This is a genomic window from Corynebacterium sp. TUM25020 (assembly GCF_056388495.1).
Genome location: NZ_JBWJFG010000005.1, coordinates 89,228 through 108,173, shown reverse-complemented (window position 1 = coordinate 108,173; position 18,946 = coordinate 89,228). Strand labels below are relative to the sequence as shown.

Annotated in this window: 16 protein-coding genes; 8 read left to right on the top strand and 8 right to left on the bottom strand. The window is 60.8% G+C overall.

Annotation, left to right across the window (positions count from 1 at the left end):
- Positions 1-122: 122 nt before the first annotated feature.
- Genes AC05K6_RS07535 through AC05K6_RS07520 form a run of 4 tightly spaced genes read right to left on the bottom strand, consistent with a single transcriptional unit; the run spans position 123 to position 4,970 of the window.
- Positions 123-305 carry a hypothetical protein gene (locus AC05K6_RS07535; RefSeq protein WP_293792045.1) on the bottom strand — a complete coding sequence of 61 codons (183 nt, stop codon included), beginning with the start codon at positions 303-305 and terminating at the stop codon, positions 123-125.
- Positions 298-1,833, bottom strand: coding sequence for a glycosyltransferase family 87 protein (locus tag AC05K6_RS07530; protein WP_476728220.1), 1,536 nt, complete (start codon positions 1,831-1,833; stop codon positions 298-300). Before AC05K6_RS07530 ends, AC05K6_RS07535 begins: the two co-directional genes overlap by 8 nt.
- Positions 1,814-4,570: a transglycosylase domain-containing protein gene (locus AC05K6_RS07525; RefSeq protein WP_476728219.1), complete on the bottom strand. Its 2,757-nt coding sequence runs from the start codon at positions 4,568-4,570 to the stop codon at positions 1,814-1,816. Before AC05K6_RS07525 ends, AC05K6_RS07530 begins: the two co-directional genes overlap by 20 nt.
- Entirely contained in the window at positions 4,563-4,970 is a 408-nt protein-coding gene (locus AC05K6_RS07520; RefSeq protein WP_293792049.1) for a DUF5318 family protein, read from the bottom strand. Before AC05K6_RS07520 ends, AC05K6_RS07525 begins: the two co-directional genes overlap by 8 nt.
- Positions 4,971-5,093: 123 nt before the next feature.
- On the opposite strand from AC05K6_RS07520, the gene AC05K6_RS07515 reads away from it, so the two are divergent.
- From AC05K6_RS07515 to AC05K6_RS07500, 4 genes are all read left to right on the top strand, one after another.
- The gene (locus AC05K6_RS07515) at positions 5,094-6,185 is read left to right on the top strand and encodes an inositol-3-phosphate synthase (protein WP_448307882.1); all 1,092 of its coding nucleotides are present in this window, start codon (positions 5,094-5,096) and stop codon (positions 6,183-6,185) included.
- A 219-nt stretch (positions 6,186-6,404) separates the two neighbouring features.
- Positions 6,405-6,872, top strand: a complete 468-nt coding sequence (locus tag AC05K6_RS07510) for a MarR family winged helix-turn-helix transcriptional regulator (RefSeq protein WP_448307883.1) — start codon at positions 6,405-6,407, stop codon at positions 6,870-6,872.
- A 26-nt stretch (positions 6,873-6,898) separates the two neighbouring features.
- Positions 6,899-7,828, top strand: coding sequence for a universal stress protein (locus AC05K6_RS07505; protein WP_448307884.1), 930 nt, complete (start codon positions 6,899-6,901; stop codon positions 7,826-7,828).
- Positions 7,829-7,867: 39 nt separating this feature from the next.
- Positions 7,868-8,386: a hypothetical protein gene (locus AC05K6_RS07500; RefSeq protein WP_476728218.1), complete on the top strand. Its 519-nt coding sequence runs from the start codon at positions 7,868-7,870 to the stop codon at positions 8,384-8,386.
- Between the two features lie 16 nt (positions 8,387-8,402).
- Here the strand turns inward: AC05K6_RS07500 and AC05K6_RS07495 are convergent, their stop codons facing one another.
- Positions 8,403-11,330 (bottom strand): leucine--tRNA ligase, encoded by a 2,928-nt coding sequence (locus AC05K6_RS07495; RefSeq protein ID WP_476728217.1) that lies wholly within the window; start codon positions 11,328-11,330, stop codon positions 8,403-8,405.
- Between the two features lie 84 nt (positions 11,331-11,414).
- On the opposite strand from AC05K6_RS07495, the gene AC05K6_RS07490 reads away from it, so the two are divergent.
- From AC05K6_RS07490 to AC05K6_RS07480, 3 genes are all read left to right on the top strand, one after another.
- Entirely contained in the window at positions 11,415-12,095 is a 681-nt protein-coding gene (locus AC05K6_RS07490; RefSeq protein ID WP_476728216.1) for an SdpI family protein, read from the top strand.
- A 477-nt stretch (positions 12,096-12,572) separates the two neighbouring features.
- The gene (locus tag AC05K6_RS07485) at positions 12,573-13,502 is read left to right on the top strand and encodes a ribokinase (RefSeq protein ID WP_293792060.1); all 930 of its coding nucleotides are present in this window, start codon (positions 12,573-12,575) and stop codon (positions 13,500-13,502) included.
- 66 nt (positions 13,503-13,568) lie between these two features.
- A complete protein-coding gene (locus tag AC05K6_RS07480; protein WP_476728235.1) occupies positions 13,569-14,594 on the top strand; it encodes a nucleoside hydrolase in 1,026 nt (341 codons plus the stop codon).
- Between the two features lie 97 nt (positions 14,595-14,691).
- On the opposite strand, the gene AC05K6_RS07475 is transcribed toward AC05K6_RS07480, so the two are convergent.
- The 3 genes from AC05K6_RS07475 to AC05K6_RS07465 form a co-directional block, all read right to left on the bottom strand.
- Positions 14,692-14,943 (bottom strand): hypothetical protein, encoded by a 252-nt coding sequence (locus tag AC05K6_RS07475; RefSeq protein WP_293792063.1) that lies wholly within the window; start codon positions 14,941-14,943, stop codon positions 14,692-14,694.
- Between the two features lie 234 nt (positions 14,944-15,177).
- Positions 15,178-15,480, bottom strand: coding sequence for a hypothetical protein (locus tag AC05K6_RS07470; RefSeq protein ID WP_293792064.1), 303 nt, complete (start codon positions 15,478-15,480; stop codon positions 15,178-15,180).
- Between the two features lie 76 nt (positions 15,481-15,556).
- Positions 15,557-16,900 carry an inorganic phosphate transporter gene (locus tag AC05K6_RS07465; protein WP_476728215.1) on the bottom strand — a complete coding sequence of 448 codons (1,344 nt, stop codon included), beginning with the start codon at positions 16,898-16,900 and terminating at the stop codon, positions 15,557-15,559.
- Positions 16,901-17,478: 578 nt separating this feature from the next.
- Between AC05K6_RS07465 and AC05K6_RS07460 the strand changes: the two genes are divergently transcribed.
- On the top strand, positions 17,479-18,852 hold the full coding sequence (locus AC05K6_RS07460; RefSeq protein ID WP_476728234.1) for an MFS transporter: 1,374 nt from the start codon (positions 17,479-17,481) through the stop codon (positions 18,850-18,852).
- Positions 18,853-18,946: the final 94 nt, after the last annotated feature.

The window sequence follows — 18,946 nt, the reverse complement described above, 5'->3', positions numbered from 1 at the left end:
AGCAACGTTCCCAGCCTACCTGGTGCCCCCCCGATTTAAGAAATGCCCCGTCGCGCGACCTGACCCCGCGCTACTAACCCCTTGCTTCCCGTCCCCGCGCTACTTACCCGTATCGCCGACCATTACGCCGCGACGAATACCGCCAAGCTCACCGGCACAATTGTCAGGAACACGATGGCGATGCAGAACAACGTCCACACCTGCTTCTTCGACTTGCCGTACATAAAGCTGGCGAAGCTGCCGCCGAAGAACAGAAATCCCGTGAATACGCTCGCCATGGTGATCAATATGGTCGTGTTATCCATCGTTGCTCTCTTTCTTCGTAGCACCCACTTTTTTCTTTGTGACGCCCACTTCTCCGTCGCCACCATCGTCGAGTACACCGGCCAATGGATCACGGCCAGCGTGTGCATCACGTACCGGGTCGGGGATCCGTCCCATAATCTGTCGGATCACCAGCACCGCCATGTACACCAGCAGCGCCAGTCGCAGCACGGTCACGCTATCGACCAGCCAATTGGGTGCTGCTTGGTTGGAGGGTAGGAATTGCCACATGCGCAGGTACCAGTAGACGGCCTCCAGAGCCGCCCAGCCAAAGACGAGTCGCCAGCGGGGGAGTGCCAGCACCAGCAACGGCACGAGCCAGATGGAGTACTGGGGGCTCCACACTTTATTAGTAATCATGAAGGCCAAGGTGGCCAGGAATGCCACCTGAGCTACTCGCGGGGTCCGCGGCGCGGCGAAAATGACTAGCCATGCCAGTGCTAGCAACACGAGGAGAAGCAGTACGCCGGTCAGCAGGTTCAGCGCATCAGCGCCTTCAACGGACTTCGAGGGGGACACGCCGTTCCAGGCGTCATTACCCGTGATGTGTGCAATGACGGCATAGATGGTCGAGCCTTCCCAGCCGCGTTCAGAGTTCAGTCGGAAGAACTCAGACCAGCCTGTCGGCGCGAGGAGGATGATCGGCAGGTTCACAGCGATCCAACTGCCGAGGGTTCCGCCGACTAGCTTGGCCAATGGACCCCAGGCGCGCTGGCGCAGGCAGAGCAGGATCAACGCTCCGCCGATGAAGGCAGGCCACAGCTTCAGAGCCACGCCCACGCCGGTAGCCACACCCGCCCAGCCGGGGCGGCGGTTGGCCCAGAAGCTAAAGATAGCGACAGCGGCGGCGCAGGCCAGCAAGTCGAAGTTCGTGAATGCGTGGACGATGACCAGGGGAGAGGCGGCCATCAGCAGGGTGTCCCATACCCGGTTGCCGGTCAGCTTCGTCATGAGACCGGTCGCGACCATCCAAAAGAGGCCTAGGAAGAATGCGTTAACGCCGAAGTAGATCGCTGCAGAATCAGCCGTCGGCAAGGGGAGGAAGTCCCACACCACGCCTACCGGCTGGGCGATAACCGCCACGAGCCACTGGTACAAACCGGTAAGCACCGGGTATTCCATGTACCTGGTGGCGCCGTCACCGTCAGTAAAAGAAGTTAAATAGGGGAAGTCGAGTGTATCCAGCCCGTGACTGCCGAATAGCGAAATCGTGTCGGAGTAGCAGGCGGAGGTGAATTGGCGCTTCCCGGACCAGTCAATATAGGGGAGACCCTCAGGGTCAAAAGCTGTGCGGAGGCACTGGGCCTTCTGTAGCCATCCAAATGCCAGGAAGGTGGCAGCGGTGGCCAGAAGTACGCGTAGGGGAGTCCACCACCGGGCCCGCCCGATGAGGGCATGGGCGCCGGGTGGTCCGCCGATGAAGCGGATGAAGCCCTGCGCCATCGGCTCGGTGCGGGAGGGCAGTACTCGCTGCTCGGCGGTCATTTTTCTATTGGTTGAGGAATCCATCGATCAGGTCTTGTAGATCGTTGTTCGCCGGCGGGTTACCGCCCCGCGGGGCGGGTTGGCGCGGTGCCGGCTGCGGCGACTGGGGGGAAGGGGGCGCGGCTGGTGCAGGGGATTCTGGCTCCGTCTGTGCTTCGCCCTCGGTTCCGGCCCCAGCGGCCGCGCCAGCGCCAGCGTCAGCGCCAGTGTCAGCGCCACCGCCACCGCTGTAGGCACCGGAGCTGCCTGACGAGGCAGCTGCTCCGGTACCAAACTGCTCGATCTCGGAATCTGCCAGCTGGCGATCCAGCACACCCTTCCAAATCTGGGCGGGCAAGCCGGAACCGTACATAATGCCGCCGTAGCTGTTGTGAATTGGCTTGCCGTCGGCAGTACCAACCCACACTGCGGTGGAGAGCTGCGGGGTGGAGCCCAGCATCCAGGCATCCTTGTTCTCGCCCGTGTCACCCAGCTGCGCGGTACCAGTCTTGGCTGCAGATGGGCGACCACCGGCCAGCACGTTGCCATTGGAGTAGGCGGCGATGGGCTGCATCGCCTGGATCACTCCGTTGGCAACTTCCTCGGAGACTACGCGGTCGCCGTCGTCTTTAGTGTTATCCAGCAGGACATCACCGTTGGAGTTCTCCACCTTCTGTACAAAGTGCGGACGGTGGTAGACGCCGCCGTTGGTCATGGTCGCCAGGGCGGTGGCCATATCCAGCGGGCTGGACTGGTACATGCCCAGGGTAATGCCATCGGCGGGCTTGCCGTTCTTCTCCTGGAGCGTCTTGCCCACGCCCGGTAGCTCCTCTGCCACGCCCAGGCGGTGCGCCATATCGGCCACATCTTGCGGGCCGCCCTTCAGCGATTGGGTCAGACGGATGAAGCTGGTATTCAGCGACTGCTTTAGCGCCTCGGCGATGGAACAGGTGCCACAGCTGGCGCCACCAACGTTTGTAACCTGCGCATCACCGGTCATGACAGGGGAGGAGTCGAATTGGTCGTAGATGCTGCCGCCCTGGTCGAGGTATGCGGCCAGCGTGAAGATCTTAAACGTCGAACCAGTCTGTAGACCTGCACCGGCGAAGTCGAAACCGACTGGGTCATCGCCGCCGTACCAGGAGCGCACTCCACCGGTCTTCGGATCCACCGAAACAACGGCGGTGCGTAGGCCCTTCTGTTGGCCTTCCATCTTCTTGTGGATTTCATCCACTGCTTCGGCTTGCATCTTCGGGTCGATGGTGGTGGTGATCTTCAGGCCACCCGTGTTCACCTGTTCCTCGGTGATGCCGGCCTGCTCAAGCTCTTCAATAACCTTCGTCTTGATCAGTCCGTTGGTACCCGCGGCCTGAGTGCTCTCGGCGGTCTCCGCCGGATCCTTTACCTTCGGGTAAACGGCGTTCTTACGGTCGGCCTCCTTCATCGCACCAATGCCCACCATGCCGTCGAGCACATAGTTCCAGCGCGATTCGGCGCGTTCACGGTTCGTCCATGGATCCAGTCCAGAAGGTGCCTGAATAGTTGCAGCCAGCACCGCGCCTTCCTCCGGGCTGAGCTCCTTGACGTCCTTATCAAAGTAAGCATGCGCCGCTGCGCTAATGCCATAGGCATTGCGCCCGAAGTAAATGGTGTTCAGGTAGGCCTCGAGGATCTCGTCCTTCGACCATTCGCGAGCCATCTTTGCGGAAATCACCAGCTCCTTCGCCTTTCGGCTCAAGCTGAACTCGTCACCCACCAGCGCGTTCTTCACATACTGCTGGGTGATCGTCGAACCGCCACCTGCGCCATCGCGGCCCAGCACCTGGCCGACAGCTGCACGGGCAAAGCCGGAAACTGAGAAACCAGGGTTGCTGTAGAACTCGCGGTCCTCAGCAGCTAGAACGGCCTGGCGCACTGCCATTGGCACTTCGTCCAGTTTCACGTTCTGGCGGTTGCCCTCCGGCGGCACGATGCGCGCCAGCTCAGTGTTGTTATCACTCGCCATGATGTAGGAGATCTGGTTGTTCACCAGCTCTTCCGGCTCTGGCACCTTCGTCACCGAATAGGCCGTAAAGAAGGCCACCAGCGGCACGATAATCATGACCGCCATCACGGCAGCCAACCCTGCAAAAAAGTTGCGCAGGGTTCGCTTGTCGCGCCAACTGCGCTTCTTACGTGTTCTTGCCTTTAGCTTTCCTTCGCCCACGGAGCGGCTCCCATCCTTCTTCATCCGAGTCTGCGGACCATTCTTCTTCAGTCCGTTTCTTTGCGGACCGTTCTTTTGGGGCCTCTTGTTTTGTGACGCCACCGCGCCAGCAGCAGCTCGACGCTTGCCCGGCTGTGCACTGCGATTCTGCCCCGGCTTACGCGCGCCCGGCCTACCCGGCTGGCCTGCCTGGCTGACCCTGCTTCTCTGCCCGACCCGGTGCTGTCCAGACTTACCTGGCTGGCCCTGTCCGGCACGCCGCTGACCCGGTCTACCAGGCCTACCCGGCTGACCCGACCGACTTGGCTGGCCCTGTCCGGCGCGGCGCTGACCAGGCGCACCGCCTTGTGCAGCTTTGCGGGAACCCGGCTTGCCGCCCTTAGCGGCCCGGTGCTGGTTCAACCGGCCTGGCTGTCCAGACTTACCTGGCTGCCCCTGCCCGGCACGGCGCTGCCCCGGCTTGCCCGGTTGCCCCGGCTTCCGCTGTCCACTCCGGTCGTTGCTGGAGCGGCCACTACCGGAATTACCGGCACCACCGCGGGAGTAAGGGTTCTTGGACGGCTTGTCGCTACTCAACTAGACGAGTCTCCTGATTATCGATCGTGATTCCGATCAGCTCTTCTCGGATCAAGTGATTCCATCTACACTTCATGCACACTTCAACGGTGTGTATCGAAAACTCAGCATTCTGCTGTTTATCCACGAGTGTCTCAATCACACCATTGATCTCTCTTACACTACGCGCTGTACCCGACTTTTCACCTAATACAGTGCCGTGAATCCACTGCGTTTCCTTTAAATAAGGCTTTCCACACACCGGACACGGGCGATCAACTGCCCGTCCTAGAACCTCCGCCGAGGATAGGAGCCGCGGGGTGGCGTCACCAATAAAGCGCTCGACCGCACGCACCTCGGATAGGGCGCGACGGCGATCGAGTGACCTATCAATAACCCTTCGCGAAATCGACACACCCATATTGTAAACACGCTCCGGGCAACCCCTTCTCCCCGTAGCTTGATCGATAAACCGGGCTGGCTTGATCGGTTAACCTGCCGATGAAGAGCAGTTTTCCGCGGCTCTCGCCCTACGGTTGTCCGCATGACTACGAATACTTGCAACATCGCTATCGTGGGGCTCGGTAACTGCGCGACCTCGCTGATTCAGGGAATCCACCTTTATTCTGACGCCGATGCGTCCCAGGACGTCCCAGGTCTCATGCACACCAAGTTCGGCCCCTACTCGGTGGGCGACGTGCGCGTGACCGCTGCCTTCGACGTAGACGCGGACAAGGTTGGCAAAGACGTTTCTGAGGCGATCTATGCAGGCATGAACTGCACCATTAAGATCGCCGATGTCCCGCACACCGGCGTGACCGTCCAGCGTGGCCACACCTTTGATGGCCTCGGCCGCCACTACCAGGAGAGCATCACCGAATCCGACGCAGAACCCGTCGACGTGCCGCAGGCCCTGCGGGACGCGAACGTAGACGTGCTGGTCAGCTACCTGCCAGTCGGTTCTGAAGAGGCCGACCGCTTCTACGCACAGTGCGCCATCGACGCAGGCTGTGCCTTCGTGAACGCCCTGCCGGTCTTTATCGCCTCCGATCCGGAGTGGGCGGAGAAGTTCCGCGCCGCTGGCCTGCCGATCGTTGGCGACGACATCAAGTCCCAGGTCGGCGCTACTATCACCCACCGTGTGCTGGCACGTTTGTTCGAGGAGCGCGGCGTGCGCCTGGAGCGCACCATGCAGCTGAACGTCGGCGGCAACATGGACTTTAAGAACATGCTGGATCGTGATCGCCTGGAGTCCAAGAAGATCTCCAAGACCCAGGCCGTCACGTCCAACCTGCAGGAAGGCCCGCTGGCCGGCAAGGTACACGACCGGAACGTCCACATCGGCCCCTCGGACTACGTGGAGTGGCTGGACGATCGCAAGTGGGCTTATGTCCGCCTCGAGGGCTCCGCATTCGGCGAAGTTCCACTGAACCTGGAGTACAAACTGGAGGTCTGGGACTCCCCGAACTCCGCGGGCATCATCATCGACGCTGTGCGCGCCGCCAAGATCGCGCTGGATAGGGGAGTGGCCGGCCCGGTCGACGCTGCCTCTAGCTACCTAATGAAGTCTCCGCCCGTGCAGCTGCCGGACGATGTCGCCCGCGCGCAGCTGGAGGAGTTCATTAACGGGGCATAGCACCTTTACCCTGTCCCGGCGCAACAACCCTGTGCACCCTGCGCCCCTGTACCCCTGTACCCCTGTACCCCACCCAAGGCGGTGGGGTAATTCGTTTCGATGCACAGCTCCGCAACAGCGAACGTCACCGCTATTCACCGCTTTCAGATGGGGGCAAAACCTCCGTGTCCAGCGCCCCGCTTGTGCATTTACAACCAAAACTGTTGTATTTTAGTACCTATGGCTTCCACACCCTTAGAAATCGCCAAAGAATTGCGCCTCCCTCTGACGCGGCTGTACCTGCTGTACTTCCGCCAGACAGAGAACTCGCACATCAGTATGGCGCAACTTTCCATCCTCATGATCCTCGAGGAAAACGGCCCGATGCGCATCAGCCAAATCGCGGCCACCGAGACGATCCGGATGCCCACCGCCTCTAACGCTGTTAACCAGCTAGAGACAATGGACCTGGTCACTCGCGTACGCGACACCTCCGACCGCCGCGGCGTCAGCGTCACCCTGACCGATAAGGGACGCGAAGAGCTGCGTCGCCTTTCCGAAGAACGCGCCGAGCAACTCTCCAGCATGCTGGCTAGCCTCAGCGATGAAGAACTCAAGGAAGTAGCAAAGGCCACCCCAGTTATCGAACTGGTGCTACGTCGCTACACTGAGGCTATAGAGGCAAAGCTGAACAACGACCAGCACTAGAAGCTGGAGCTAGCGAGCAAACTTCCTTGAGCAACACCCCTAAGTCCCACGATCCCCTCCGCCTGCTCCTTACGTGGCGTCCGGAATCTGCCGGTGACGAAGCCGCGCAGGTCGCAGCCTGGCTCGGCCGCACGGAAACCGTGGCAGTGCGCACTGCAACCGTCATTTCGCGTTCCTGGACCGCACAGCCCGAGCTGGAGTTCGATAACTACTCACAGTGGATCGAAAAGGAATCAAAGGCAGTCTCCTCCGCCGCGCAGAAGGCTCTTGACCTGGCAAAATTGCCGGATTCTATGCTTGACGCCGACGAGCCCTCCTCCGTCACTGTCGATCACTCGGAGACGAAGGCTCTTATCGACGCCGCCACCGAGTTCAACGCCGACATGATGATCTTGGGCTCCCATCCTGCCGCGCCGCATTCTCGCTTTAGGATCGGCTCGACGGCGGATGCTTTGCTGCATTACGCTCCGCTGCCTTTGCTATTGGCTCCGCGGACGCCGAAGTTGTCGAAACGTGGCGTCACCAGGGTCAATTGCTGTTACATCGACACCGATCAGTCGCATGAGGCCCTGCGTCGCGCCGCCGATCTGGCGCACCGGTGGAATGTGCCGCTGCGGCTGGTGGCGTTTAGCCCACGCGGGGCAACGATGTACCCGACGGAGACGGAATTTATCGATAACTCCGACATGATGGTCGAATGGCGCGAGCAGGCGCTGGCACTACTGGATCGCGGACGTGACCGCGCGTTGAACCGGCACGGCGACCTGACTGTGCAGATGGAAGTCGGTAGCGGCTATGGCTGGTCCGGCGCGATCAATGCCCTGAAGTGGAAAAAGGGCGATCTGCTGGTCATGGGGTCCAGTACATTGGGTGGTTTCCACCGCGTGTTCATCGGCCCGTCGACAAACCAGATTCTGCGCCACAGTCCGGTACCGGTGCTGCTGAGCACGGTCTAAGCCTTAGGCCATTACCCGGCGTGTAGATTTGAGGGCATTATGAGCACTGATGGTTTGAACGATAGCCCCTCACCTGCTGATAAACCGGGCTCTGACGCCGATCCTCGTGCGAACGACCTGGATTTTCCGGGTGAGCTCTCCGACCTTGATCGTCCAGGCGCGCCCTCGGAGCTCGACTACGAAGCCGACCCTTTGCTCCGCCTGGAGCGCAACAATAAGTCCACCCGCCAGGCGATACGGTTCTTCATCGGCGTGATTGTGTCGACCACGCTATCCGCCATTTTGATTTGGGTGGCCTCGAAGGCCGTTGGCGGGCCGTACTGCGAGGCTGATTCCTCCGCTCAGCTGTGTAGCCGCACGTTCCAGCTGCTCTTCGCTATCGTTCCTACCTCGCTGGCGTTTTTCGGCCTGTTCGGCTCGGCCTTTATCACCTATTACAAGTGGAAGAAGCACCAGCGCTGGCGCCCATGGGTGGCGGTGATCTGGTTCATTATGCCGTTCTGCATGGCTTGGATCACGTCAGTTGGCGCCTACCTGATCCTCGACCACAACCTCTAAAAGGCGCCGCCGCGCGCTACTTTGCGACGACGTTCACCATCTTGCCCGGCACGACGATGATCTTCGCCACCGTCTTACCCTCGATGTGCGCGGCCACGTTCGGCTCTTCCAGCGCAGCGGCCTCAATGTCCTCTCGCGAAGCATCCGCTGCCACGTTGATACGGCCACGTAGCTTGCCCATCACCTGCACGGGCAGCTCGATGGTGTCATCCACCAGCCACTTCTCGTCCCACTCCGGGAAGGGAACGTACGTGATGCCATCGGCGTGCCCCAGCACCTCCCACATCTCCTCGGCAATGTGCGGAGCCACCGGTGCAAGCATCTGCACTAGCGGTTCCACGGCCGCACGCGGAGTCTGGCCCGTGGAGTACGTCTTCGTCAGGTAATTCACGTACTCGATCAGCTTCGCGACGGCTGTGTTGTCGCGCAGCTCTGCATAGTTCTCGTGAACGCCCTGGACGGTCCTGTGCAGGGCCTTCAGGTCATTATCCGTGAGGGCGTCATCGCTCACAGAGCACTCACCCGTGTTCTCATCCACGGCGAGGCGCCACGCGCGCTGCAGGAAGCGCTGCGCACCCACCACGTCCTTCGTCGCCCATGGTCGCGACGTGTCGAGTGGACCCATCGCCATCTCGTATACGCGCAGGGTGTCCGCACCGTAGTCATCGCAGATCTCGTCTGGCGAGACCGCGTTCTTCAGGGACTTGCCCATCTTGCCGTATTCCTGGAATACCTCTTCTTCCTTGTCGACGCCCTCAGCGTCATCGGCTGTGCGAACCCAGAAGAACTTACCATCGCGCTCAGTGACCTCTTCTGCAGGTACGTATACGCCACGGGAATCCGTGTAAGCATACGCCTGGATATAGCCCTGGTTGTACAGGCGGTAGTAGGGCTCGAAGCTGGAGACAACACCCAGGTCAAAGAGCACCTTGTGCCAGAAACGGGCATACAGCAGGTGCAGCACGGCGTGTTCCACGCCGCCCACGTACAGATCCACACCGCCAGAGGGGCGACCTTCGCGCGGGCCAACCCAGTAGCGCTCATTTTCGATGCCTACCAGGGCATTGTCGTTATTCGGGTCGATGTAGCGCAGCTGGTACCACGAGGAACCCGCCCACTGCGGCATGACGTTCGTGTCCCGGTAGTAGGTTTTCTCGCCGTCGCCGAGATCCAGGGTGACCTCAACCCACTCCTTAGCCTTGGCCAGTGGGGGCTGCGGTGCAGAGTCCTTGTCTTCCGGGTCAAAGCTGACGGGCTTGTAGTCCTCTACTTCCGGCAGTTCGACGGGAAGCATCTCCTCCGGCAGGGCGTGCGCCACACCGTTCTCGTCATAAACGACGGGGAAGGGCTCACCCCAGTAGCGCTGACGGGCGAACAGCCAGTCCCGCAGCTTGTACTGGATCTTGCCACTGCCGGTGCCCTTGGCTTCCAGCCATTCAATGGCCTTGTCGATGGCCTCGGCCTTACCCAGTCCATTGAGCTCCAGGCCATCGGAGTTGTTGGAGTTGATGTGCGGACCGTCTTCGGTGAACGCCTCCGTCATTTCGGCTCCGTCTCCGGCCTCAGAGCCAGCTTCAGCGCCCTCAGCGGACAGCACCGGCACAATTGGCAGCCCGAACTCGGTGGCGAACTCAAAGTCGCGCGTGTCATGCGCCGGCACGGCCATGATCGCGCCGGTGCCATAACCCGTCAGCACATAGTCCGCGATGAAGACTGGCACCTGTGCACCATTGACTGGATTGGTGGCATAAACGCCCAGGAAAACGCCCGTCTTTTCCTTATTCTCCTGACGCTCCAGATCTGACTTGGCGGCGATTGCCGCACGGTATGCCTCCACTGCAGCAGTCGGGTTCGCCTGCCCATAGGTCCACCGTGGGTCAACATCCGCGTAGGCGTCATCACCCGCAGAAGAACCAGCCTGCGCGACGAGGGTATCGACCAGCTCGTGTTCCGGGGCCAGCACCATATACGTCGCACCGAAGAGCGTGTCCGGGCGGGTGGTGAAGACATCAATGTCGTGGCCGAGGCAGTCAAATGTAACCTCCGCACCACGGGAACGGCCGATCCAGTTGCGCTGCATCGACTTCACCTTCTCCGGCCAGTCGAGGTACTCAAGGTCGTCGATCAGCCGGTCGGAGTACGCGGTGATACGCATCATCCACTGCTGTAGGTTTTTGCGGAAGACCGGGAAGTTTCCGCGCTCGGAGCGCCCTTCCGCCGTAACTTCTTCGTTGGCCAGTACTGTGCCCAGGCCGGGGCACCAGTTCACCGTGGAGTTGGAGCGGTAGACCAAGCGGTGGCTATCCAGGATCTCCTGCTTCTCGACAGCGCTGAGCTCCGCCCAGTCGGCACGCTCGGTGGCCAGCTTCTCTTCCAGCTCGGAGATGGGGCGGGCCTTACCCAGGGTGCCGTTGGCGTTCTTGGCCTCCGGGTCGAACCAGGAGTTGTAAATCTGCAGGAAAATCCACTGAGTCCAGCGGTAGTAGTCGGTATCCGTGGTGGCGAAACTGCGGCGCTTGTCGTGTCCCAGACCCAGGCGACCCAGCTGGCGTTCCATATTGGAGATATTCGCCATGGTGGTGGTGCGCGGGTGGGTGCCCGTCTGCACGGCATATTGTTCGGCAGGCAGGCCAAACGCATCATAACCCAGCGTATGCAGGACATTTGCGCCCTTCATGCGGTGGAATCGCGCGAACACGTCCGTGCCGATGTAGCCCAGCGGGTGGCCAACGTGCAGGCCCACACCGGAGGGGTAGGGGAACATGTCCTGGATAAACTTGCGATCCTCCGGCAGCTCCGTGCCCGGCTCGGCTAGGTCGCCCGTGGGGTTCGGGGCGTTAAATGTGCCGTTATCGGCCCAGTGCTTCTGCCACCTGGCCTCGATCTTGGCCGCGAGGTCAGGCGTATAGCGGTAGGAATTGTCTGCAGTGCTGCCGTTCGTCATGGTTAAACAGTCTAGTAGGTCGCCCGGACAGGGCAGGTTATTGCGTTTGGCTTGTTGGCCACCTGCGGTAATAGACTGTTTTCCATGATCGTCTTGACCGTCGTGTTGGTATTAGTGGGGCTGGCTTTCTTCGTCGCGGGGCTGCTGGGAGCAATGGGGAAGCTGCCGGGGAATCCAGTGGTTGGCCTGCGAGTTCCGGAGGTGCGTAAGTCCGAGGAACTCTGGATCACCGCACACAAGATCGTCGGCCCGGCTTGGATGGGCGCGGGTGCGGCATTCCTGGGCGCGGCGCTGATCACCTTGAAGGTGAGCGGCTGGATGTGGTTGGTCTTCGCATTGTTGCTGATCGGTGCCGTATTTTTGATCGGCCTGGGCTCTGCTCTGGGCGCCCACACCGTCGCACGCCTGGATGCCCGTGCCGCTCAGCTCGAGGCCGCCGATTCTTCCTGTTGCTCTAGCGGTGACGCCACCTCGGACTCCTGCTGCTCCAGTTCCAGCGAGGCCGCCGGCGCTTCCGACTCCGCTGGCGCTTGCTGTTCCGACGACTCTGGCGTTGGCGCAGACCAGAGTGCTGGCATTAGCGCTGGTCAGGCTGCGGGCTCCGGCGCCAAGGCCGGCACGGTGAGCGCGGAGGCGTGCGCAAGCGGCAAGGCCTGCGGCAGCTGCTCGCTGAATGGCTCCTGCGAAGGCGGCGGCGTGGACTGGGAGGCCGCCCAGCGGGCCGCCTCGGCGCAAGACTCCGCGCAGAACCCGGCACAGGCCTAGTCCAGCACCCCCTAGCCCAAGTACTGTTAGCCCAGCACGGGCCTCGCCCAGTACCGCCTCGCCCTGAGGCTCAAGTCCCAAGCCCCCGACTCCGTCGGGGGCTTGGTTTCTGTCTGCCTTATCTCGCCTCGCTATCTCTCCGCGAATCCTGCCCGCATTGGGGCTCCTAAAGGGTCAATGTCCCAAATCTACGAGTTATTGAAAGTAGCGGGTTTGAAGCTAAAAATGGCGGTCCTCTGACCTGCGAAAATAGAATAGTTATATTCTAAGACGTGGAATTTGGGACATTCACCCCTCCAGCCGGCCATCCAGCCAGCCATCGGCATCCCAAAACTACCCAGACTTCAGCCCGTCGCCCCAGCACCACTGCACCCATCAACCCAGCACCACTGCACCCGTCGCCGCGGCTCCACCACGTCCGCTGCCGCAGCTCCGCCGCCCCAGCTAACCCAGTATTCTCCAGTATTCTGGGGAACCATGAGAGACAGCAACGCCACCGTCGTCGTATCAGGCACCACGAACGTAGATACCTTCGTCACCGTCCAAAACTTCCCTCTACCAGGGGAAACTACCATTGCAAAACCCGGCATAGAGGGTCTCGGCGGAAAGGGCGCTAATCAGGCGGCAGCGTGCGCACATATGGGCGTCAATACCGTCCTTTTGTCTGCGGTAGGCAACGACCCACAGGGCGAGCTGGCTCTGCAGCAGCTGCGCGAACACGGTGTGAACACCGACTACTTGGTCACGAGTAGGCAGCCGACGGGGCGCGCATTCATCATGAACGATCCCAGCGGTGAGAACATCATCATCGTCACTTCCGGCGCAAACGAGCTGGTCAGCCCCGCCCAGCAGCGCGAAACTGTCGACGAGCTGCGACGCCAGGGGCCGGTGCCGATCGTCCTGGCGCAAGGCGAGCTCACCCCTGAACACAGTGCGGAACTGCCGAAGTTGGTGGCGAACTCGGACACTCGACTGGTGCTGAACCTCGCGCCGGTAACCACGCGCGATCCCGAACTACTGGCCGCTGCCGACCCACTAGTCCTGAACGAAGGCGAGGCCGCCGCCGTGCTCGACGCCGCCCCCGGAACTCCTGTCGAGGACCTTATCGAAGACCTGCGGGCCACGGCCCGCTCCGTCGTCGTTACTTTGGGGCAGCGTGGTGCGCTGATCTTGGAAAAGGACGCCGAACCGGTGCACATTCCCGCCGTCTACGTCGAACATGTCGTAGACACCACTGGTGCAGGTGATGCCTTCTGCGGCACGCTCGCCGCCGCGCTGGCACAAGGGGAGACCCTCGTGGATGCCTGCACGCTGGGAGCGGCAGCCGGGGCACTGGCCACGCAGAAGCGCGGAGCCGCTGGAAGCTACGCCACTGAAAACGAAATCCGTCGCCTAGGGGATGCTTAAATGACTGCAAATGCCAACACCGTGCCAGCTAACTCTGTGCCAACCAACACCGTGCCAACCAACTCCATACGAAAGATCATCCTCGACTGCGATCCTGGCCACGACGACGCCATTGCGATGCTGCTGGCCTGGGGAAACCCAAATCTCGACCTGCTGGCAGTCACCACGGTGGCAGGTAACCAGACGTTAGAAAAGGTCACCAAGAATGCGCTGGCACTGGCGAAAGTCGGCAACATCACCGGCATTCCCTTCGCCGCCGGAGCCGACCGGCCGCTGGTGGCACCGCAGATCATCCCGGAGGAAATTCACGGAGACAGCGGCCTGGACGGCCCCCAGCTACCCGCCCCTGGCGCTGAACGAGACCCGCGCCACGCAGTTAACCTCATTGCGGACATCATCCGGGACAACGAGCCGGGAACTGTCACCATCGTCCCGACAGGAGCTTTGACCAACATCGCCCTGTTCGCCCGCATGTATCCGGAACTGGTTGATCGGGTAGGTGGCGTCACCCTGATGGGCGGAGCGCACCACGCAGGCAACATGACTGCCAGCGCCGAGTTCAACATCCTGGCGGATCCGGAGGCCGCGAAGATCGTGTTCGGCGCGGGTTGGCCTGTGACGATGGTGGGGCTGGACGTCACTCACAAGGTGCTGGCCACCCCCGAGCGGATGGCACAACTGACGAACGTCGGCACTGATGTAGCGACCTTCATCGCAGAACTGGTGGAGTTTTTCGGCGCGGCCTATATGAAGGAGCGGCACTACCCAGGCCCGCCGATGCACGACCCTCTGGCTGTGGCAGCCGTCGCGGATCCGCAGGTCGTACACACTGTACTAGCGCCCATTGACGTAGAGACGCAGGGCCAGTTCACGCGCGGAGCGACTGTCGTGGATCTGCGGCGCACATGGGGCAGCCAGGAAGGTTGTCAGGATCCGACCGCACTGGGCACGGCCGATGATTCTGATGTTTCTAGTGCCGACGCCACTACGGCTCCGTTGCGCACACGCGTTGCGGTGGACGTCGACGCGGATCGGTTCTGGGATTTGCTGGTCGATGCGCTGCAACGCATCGGCAACACGGACTTTGCATAATCCCCACACTGCATAGTCCTCACACTGCACAGTCCTCACACTGCACAGTCCTCACACTGCACATGCTGGCGCGGAATGTGAGGAGGTGCTGTGCTTCTTAGCGCAGCCAGCCGAAGGCCAACAGGTAGTTCTCCGTGTCGAGGAGGTCTTCTACGCTGGCCTCATGCCCCAAGACAGTGCGGTAGGCGTTAGCGATATCACTGGTGGTCGCGGGGATCGTATCGTTCGCGAACAGCTCCATCGCAATACGCTCCTCGGTCTGAACGCCATTGAGCACGTCCAGGCCGGTCCCGGTGGAGCTCGTGAATGCTGTCGAAACCTTGCTGAAGATCTCGTTGAAGGTCATCATTTGGCTCACCTCTTTACTTTCGAATTTGAATGGTGCCTTCGCAATGCGGTGGCTCTTCTGGAGATACCGCATTTGTTACAACGGTTGAATCTACCAACAAATTTCCAAAAGTCCACAATCTTCCGCGATATTGACAGAAAATATACAAACGGCCTGCAAAGTGAAGTAGATCACTTCGCAGGCCGTTTGGCGATAGTCGTGTGTCTGAAGCCGGGGCTCTCAACCCCGGTGTTTTTAGTGGTGGCCAGACATACCTGGGAACAGGTTCCAGCCGAAGTAGTGGTTCAGGGAATCCTTCGCCACCCAGACGATACCCAGCAGGATCACGGCTGCCAGTACCGCGTACACGGTCCAGCCGAGAACCTTCATCTGCGTCGAGGCCTCGGTATCTCCAACGATGACACCGTTATCGTCGCGGATAGGGTCACCAGTCATGCAGCGCATGCCAAGGGAGAACAGAACAGGAATACCAGCGCCGAACAGAAGAGCCAGGGCAGCGACTCGGATGATGGCCTGGAAGATTTCAGGGGCAGTCATTGTTCTTCACACTTTCTGTGTTTTTAGCTTTGGCTCCAACGAGCCAAGGTGGGGCTTGTGTGCCTGTGTGTTGTGGCTACTTGCCGTCGTTGCCTAGGCCAGGGTGCTTGGGGTCTGCAACGACCTCAGCGACAGTGTCAGAAGGGGTGGGGTAACCGGCTCCGACCATCTCTGGATCATGCTCGGTAGTGGGCTGGCGATCGGTGGTCTTGGCAGCGGCTGCGGTGGTACCGGTCTTCATGGAGGAGTCGACAGACTCGGAGTCCGCATCCCAATCGTCGTTAACGTTGTTAGCGTCAACCGGGTTCATGCGGGCGCGGATGACGATCGCTGCAGCCATCGCGATCAGCAGGATGAAGTCAACGATCACGCCGCCCATGGTGTTGGTCATCTTGGACACGCCGGTGGCGACCCACCAGGACGCGAAGCCAACAAACGCGGCACACGGCAGGGTAATCAGCCATGCAGCGACCATGCGCATTGCCACGCCCCAGCGGACGTCCGCCCCCTTGCGGCCCAGGCCGGTACCCAGGATGGAGCCGGTGGAGACGTGAGTGGTGGACAGTGCCATGCCGCCTGCAGCGGAGGTCAGGATGATAGCTGCGGAGCTGGACTCTGCGGCCATACCCTGCGGGGACTCGATCTCGACCAGACCCTTACCCAGGGTGCGGATCACACGCCAGCCGCCGGACAGGGTGCCGGCTGCGATGGCAACTGCACAAGCAATGATGACCCAGGTCGGGATGCGGGCGGCTTCGTCGGCGGAGCCAGCTGCAACCAGCGCCAGGAAGATAACACCCATGGTCTTCTGCGCGTCACCAGCACCGTGCGCGAGGGAGACCAGGCAGGCCGTGACGATCTGTCCGTGGCGGAAGTGCTCGTTCTTCACCTTGTTCGGAATGGTGTTCGTCACCCAGTAGATCATGAAGGTGCCGACAGCGGAGACCATTGCAGCGATGAACGGGGAGGCAACCGCAGGCACGATGATCTTGCCCAGGATGGAGCTCCAGGCCACGCCGCCGGTGCCCAGGGCAGCGAAAGCTGCGCCGATGAGTCCACCGAACAGAGCGTGAGACGAGCTGGAGGGCAGACCCAGCAGCCAGGTAAATAGGTTCCAGAAGATGCCACCGATCAGACCGGTGAACACGACAAGGAGCAGCGCGTCGCCATCCCCGCTATTCGCCAAGTCATAAGAATCAAGGTTGACGATGCCCTTGGCGACTGTGGCGGCAACGTTGACGGACAAGAACGCACCGACCAGGTTTAGGGCAGCGGAAATAGCTACTGCAGTGAAGGGCTTCAGGGCACCGGTAGCGATGGACGTAGCCATCGCGTTAGCGGTGTCGTGGAAGCCATTGGTGAAGTCAAAAGCTAGTGCGGTGAGCACTACGATGACCATGATGATGAGCGTCGTTGTCACGACAGTGACCCCTTAAACATTAAGTTACTGCTATTAATGGCGATGAGATCGGAATAAGTTGGTCGCAGGCCACTCGCGTGGTTCCTGTAGTTTTCCGACAGTGAGTTAAGCTACTCCGCCCCTAAAGCCTCAACAACATTGCGGATCTTAACCCCTTCCTAGCACCAGCGACCCCCCAGGTATCAGACATAACTGCTGGTCAAGATGATTCTATGGGGTTCATTTCGCCCCCAACGCATCCTCAATCGACTACCTCTTTATCAATTTGTCCAACAATATTCACTCACGCGACGACCTTTATTAATACTCTGTTTACCTTTAGATAAGTGGCAAGCGCCTCAATGGCCAGACCTTATCGTCGCGCTAACTATGCATTACAGTGCTAACTACACGTGCTAGCTACACGTTTTGCAGAAATCTTTAAGCACTCTCGGGGGTTGCCCATGAATTCCACCAATCCGTCCTCTGCCGACCGCGCCCCGGCAGACGCGCCCGGCGCGACCACTGGCAAAACTGGCACTGGCACTGCCGTCTCGCCCGACCCGATAGATTCCCGCCCTGGCGGAATCGGCCTGCTGATGACTGTGCTCATCACCGCGGCAATCGCTTTCCAGCTCAATGCTTCCATGCTCTCCCCGGTGCTAGCGACTATGGCCCGCGAGCTAAATACAGATGAAGCCGCCACCGGCCTCACCCAAACCGCGTTCTTCACCGGCGGCGCGATGTGTGGCCTATTCCTACCGCGCCTGTCGGATATCGTCGGCCGCCGCAAAATCCTCGTCATCATGCTCGGCGTAATGTCCCTCGGCGGACTCATCGCCGCGCTGGCACCCAATATCGGCGTGCTGATGGTTGCCCGTGCCATGCAGGGCATCGCCGGCCCGACAATTCCCATGACCCTCATCATCTTGCGCAGCCAGGTGAAGGAAGAGGTGCGCCTCGGCACCCTCATGGGTCTGCTGGCAGCCATCAACGGTGGCGTAGCGGGCATCGACGTTATCCTCGCCGGCTGGCTGGCAGAAAACTACGGCTTCCGCTCTGTATTCTGGCTCATCGCCATTATTGGCATCATCGCCACCGTCGTTGTCGCATTCGGTGCACCGGAATCTAAGCCTTCGGACAATGTGAAAATGGACTGGGCTGGCGCTGCGCTGCTAGTGATTTCGGTGCTGTGCATCACGCTGGGCGTCAACGAGGCCGGCAAGGCCGGGGAGGCAAACTGGCTGTACGTCATTGCCATGCTGATCGTCGGCCCCGCGGTATTCCTGGCTTTCTGGAAGTACGAAGGCCGCCACTCGCAGCCGTTGGTCGCCCCGAAATACCTGGCACGCCGCCACACATGGGCGCTTCTGGCCACTACCGTGCTGACAATGACCGGCGTGTTCGCCGCAGTCAACGGTGTAGCAATCTCTCTGGCACAGAACCCAGATGCAGGTTTCGGCCTGGAGGCCGACAAGGCCTCGCTGTGGCTGCTGACCCCCTACGCCCTCGTCGGCTGGGCAGTAGGCCCCTTCGCAGGCCGTTGGGCGCCAAGGGTGGGCTATGGACGGCTGATCATCATCGCCAACATCGCCAGCGCGGTGCTGATGCTGGGGCTCGCATTCGTCGGCGTAAAGTCCCTGGCAGTTCTGGTTATCATCGTCATCCTGCTGGGCGTCACCTACGCGGGTGTCGGAAACATTGTCATCAACAACCTCGGTGTCGTGAACTCACCGAAGGATAACGAGGGCTTCCTGCCCGGCATGAACTCCGCGGGCTTCAACCTCGGCGCCGGCGTATCCTTCGCCATCCTGCCGGTTTTCCAGGTCGCCGGCTCTCCCCAAGGCTCGGACTCCGTAGCGGGCTACACCACGGCGTTTATCGCCGCCGCGGTCATCTTGGGCATCGCTGCGGCTGTAGCATCGCTCATCCCCAAGCAGACTGTCGCGGAGCTCGACCGCGCCATCGTCTAAGCCACACGCCCATTTAGCTGGCACACTCCGCCCCTATCCGGCGCCTGCAACGTTTCTCGACGTTTGCGGTTCGCGGGAATAGGGGCGTCAATAA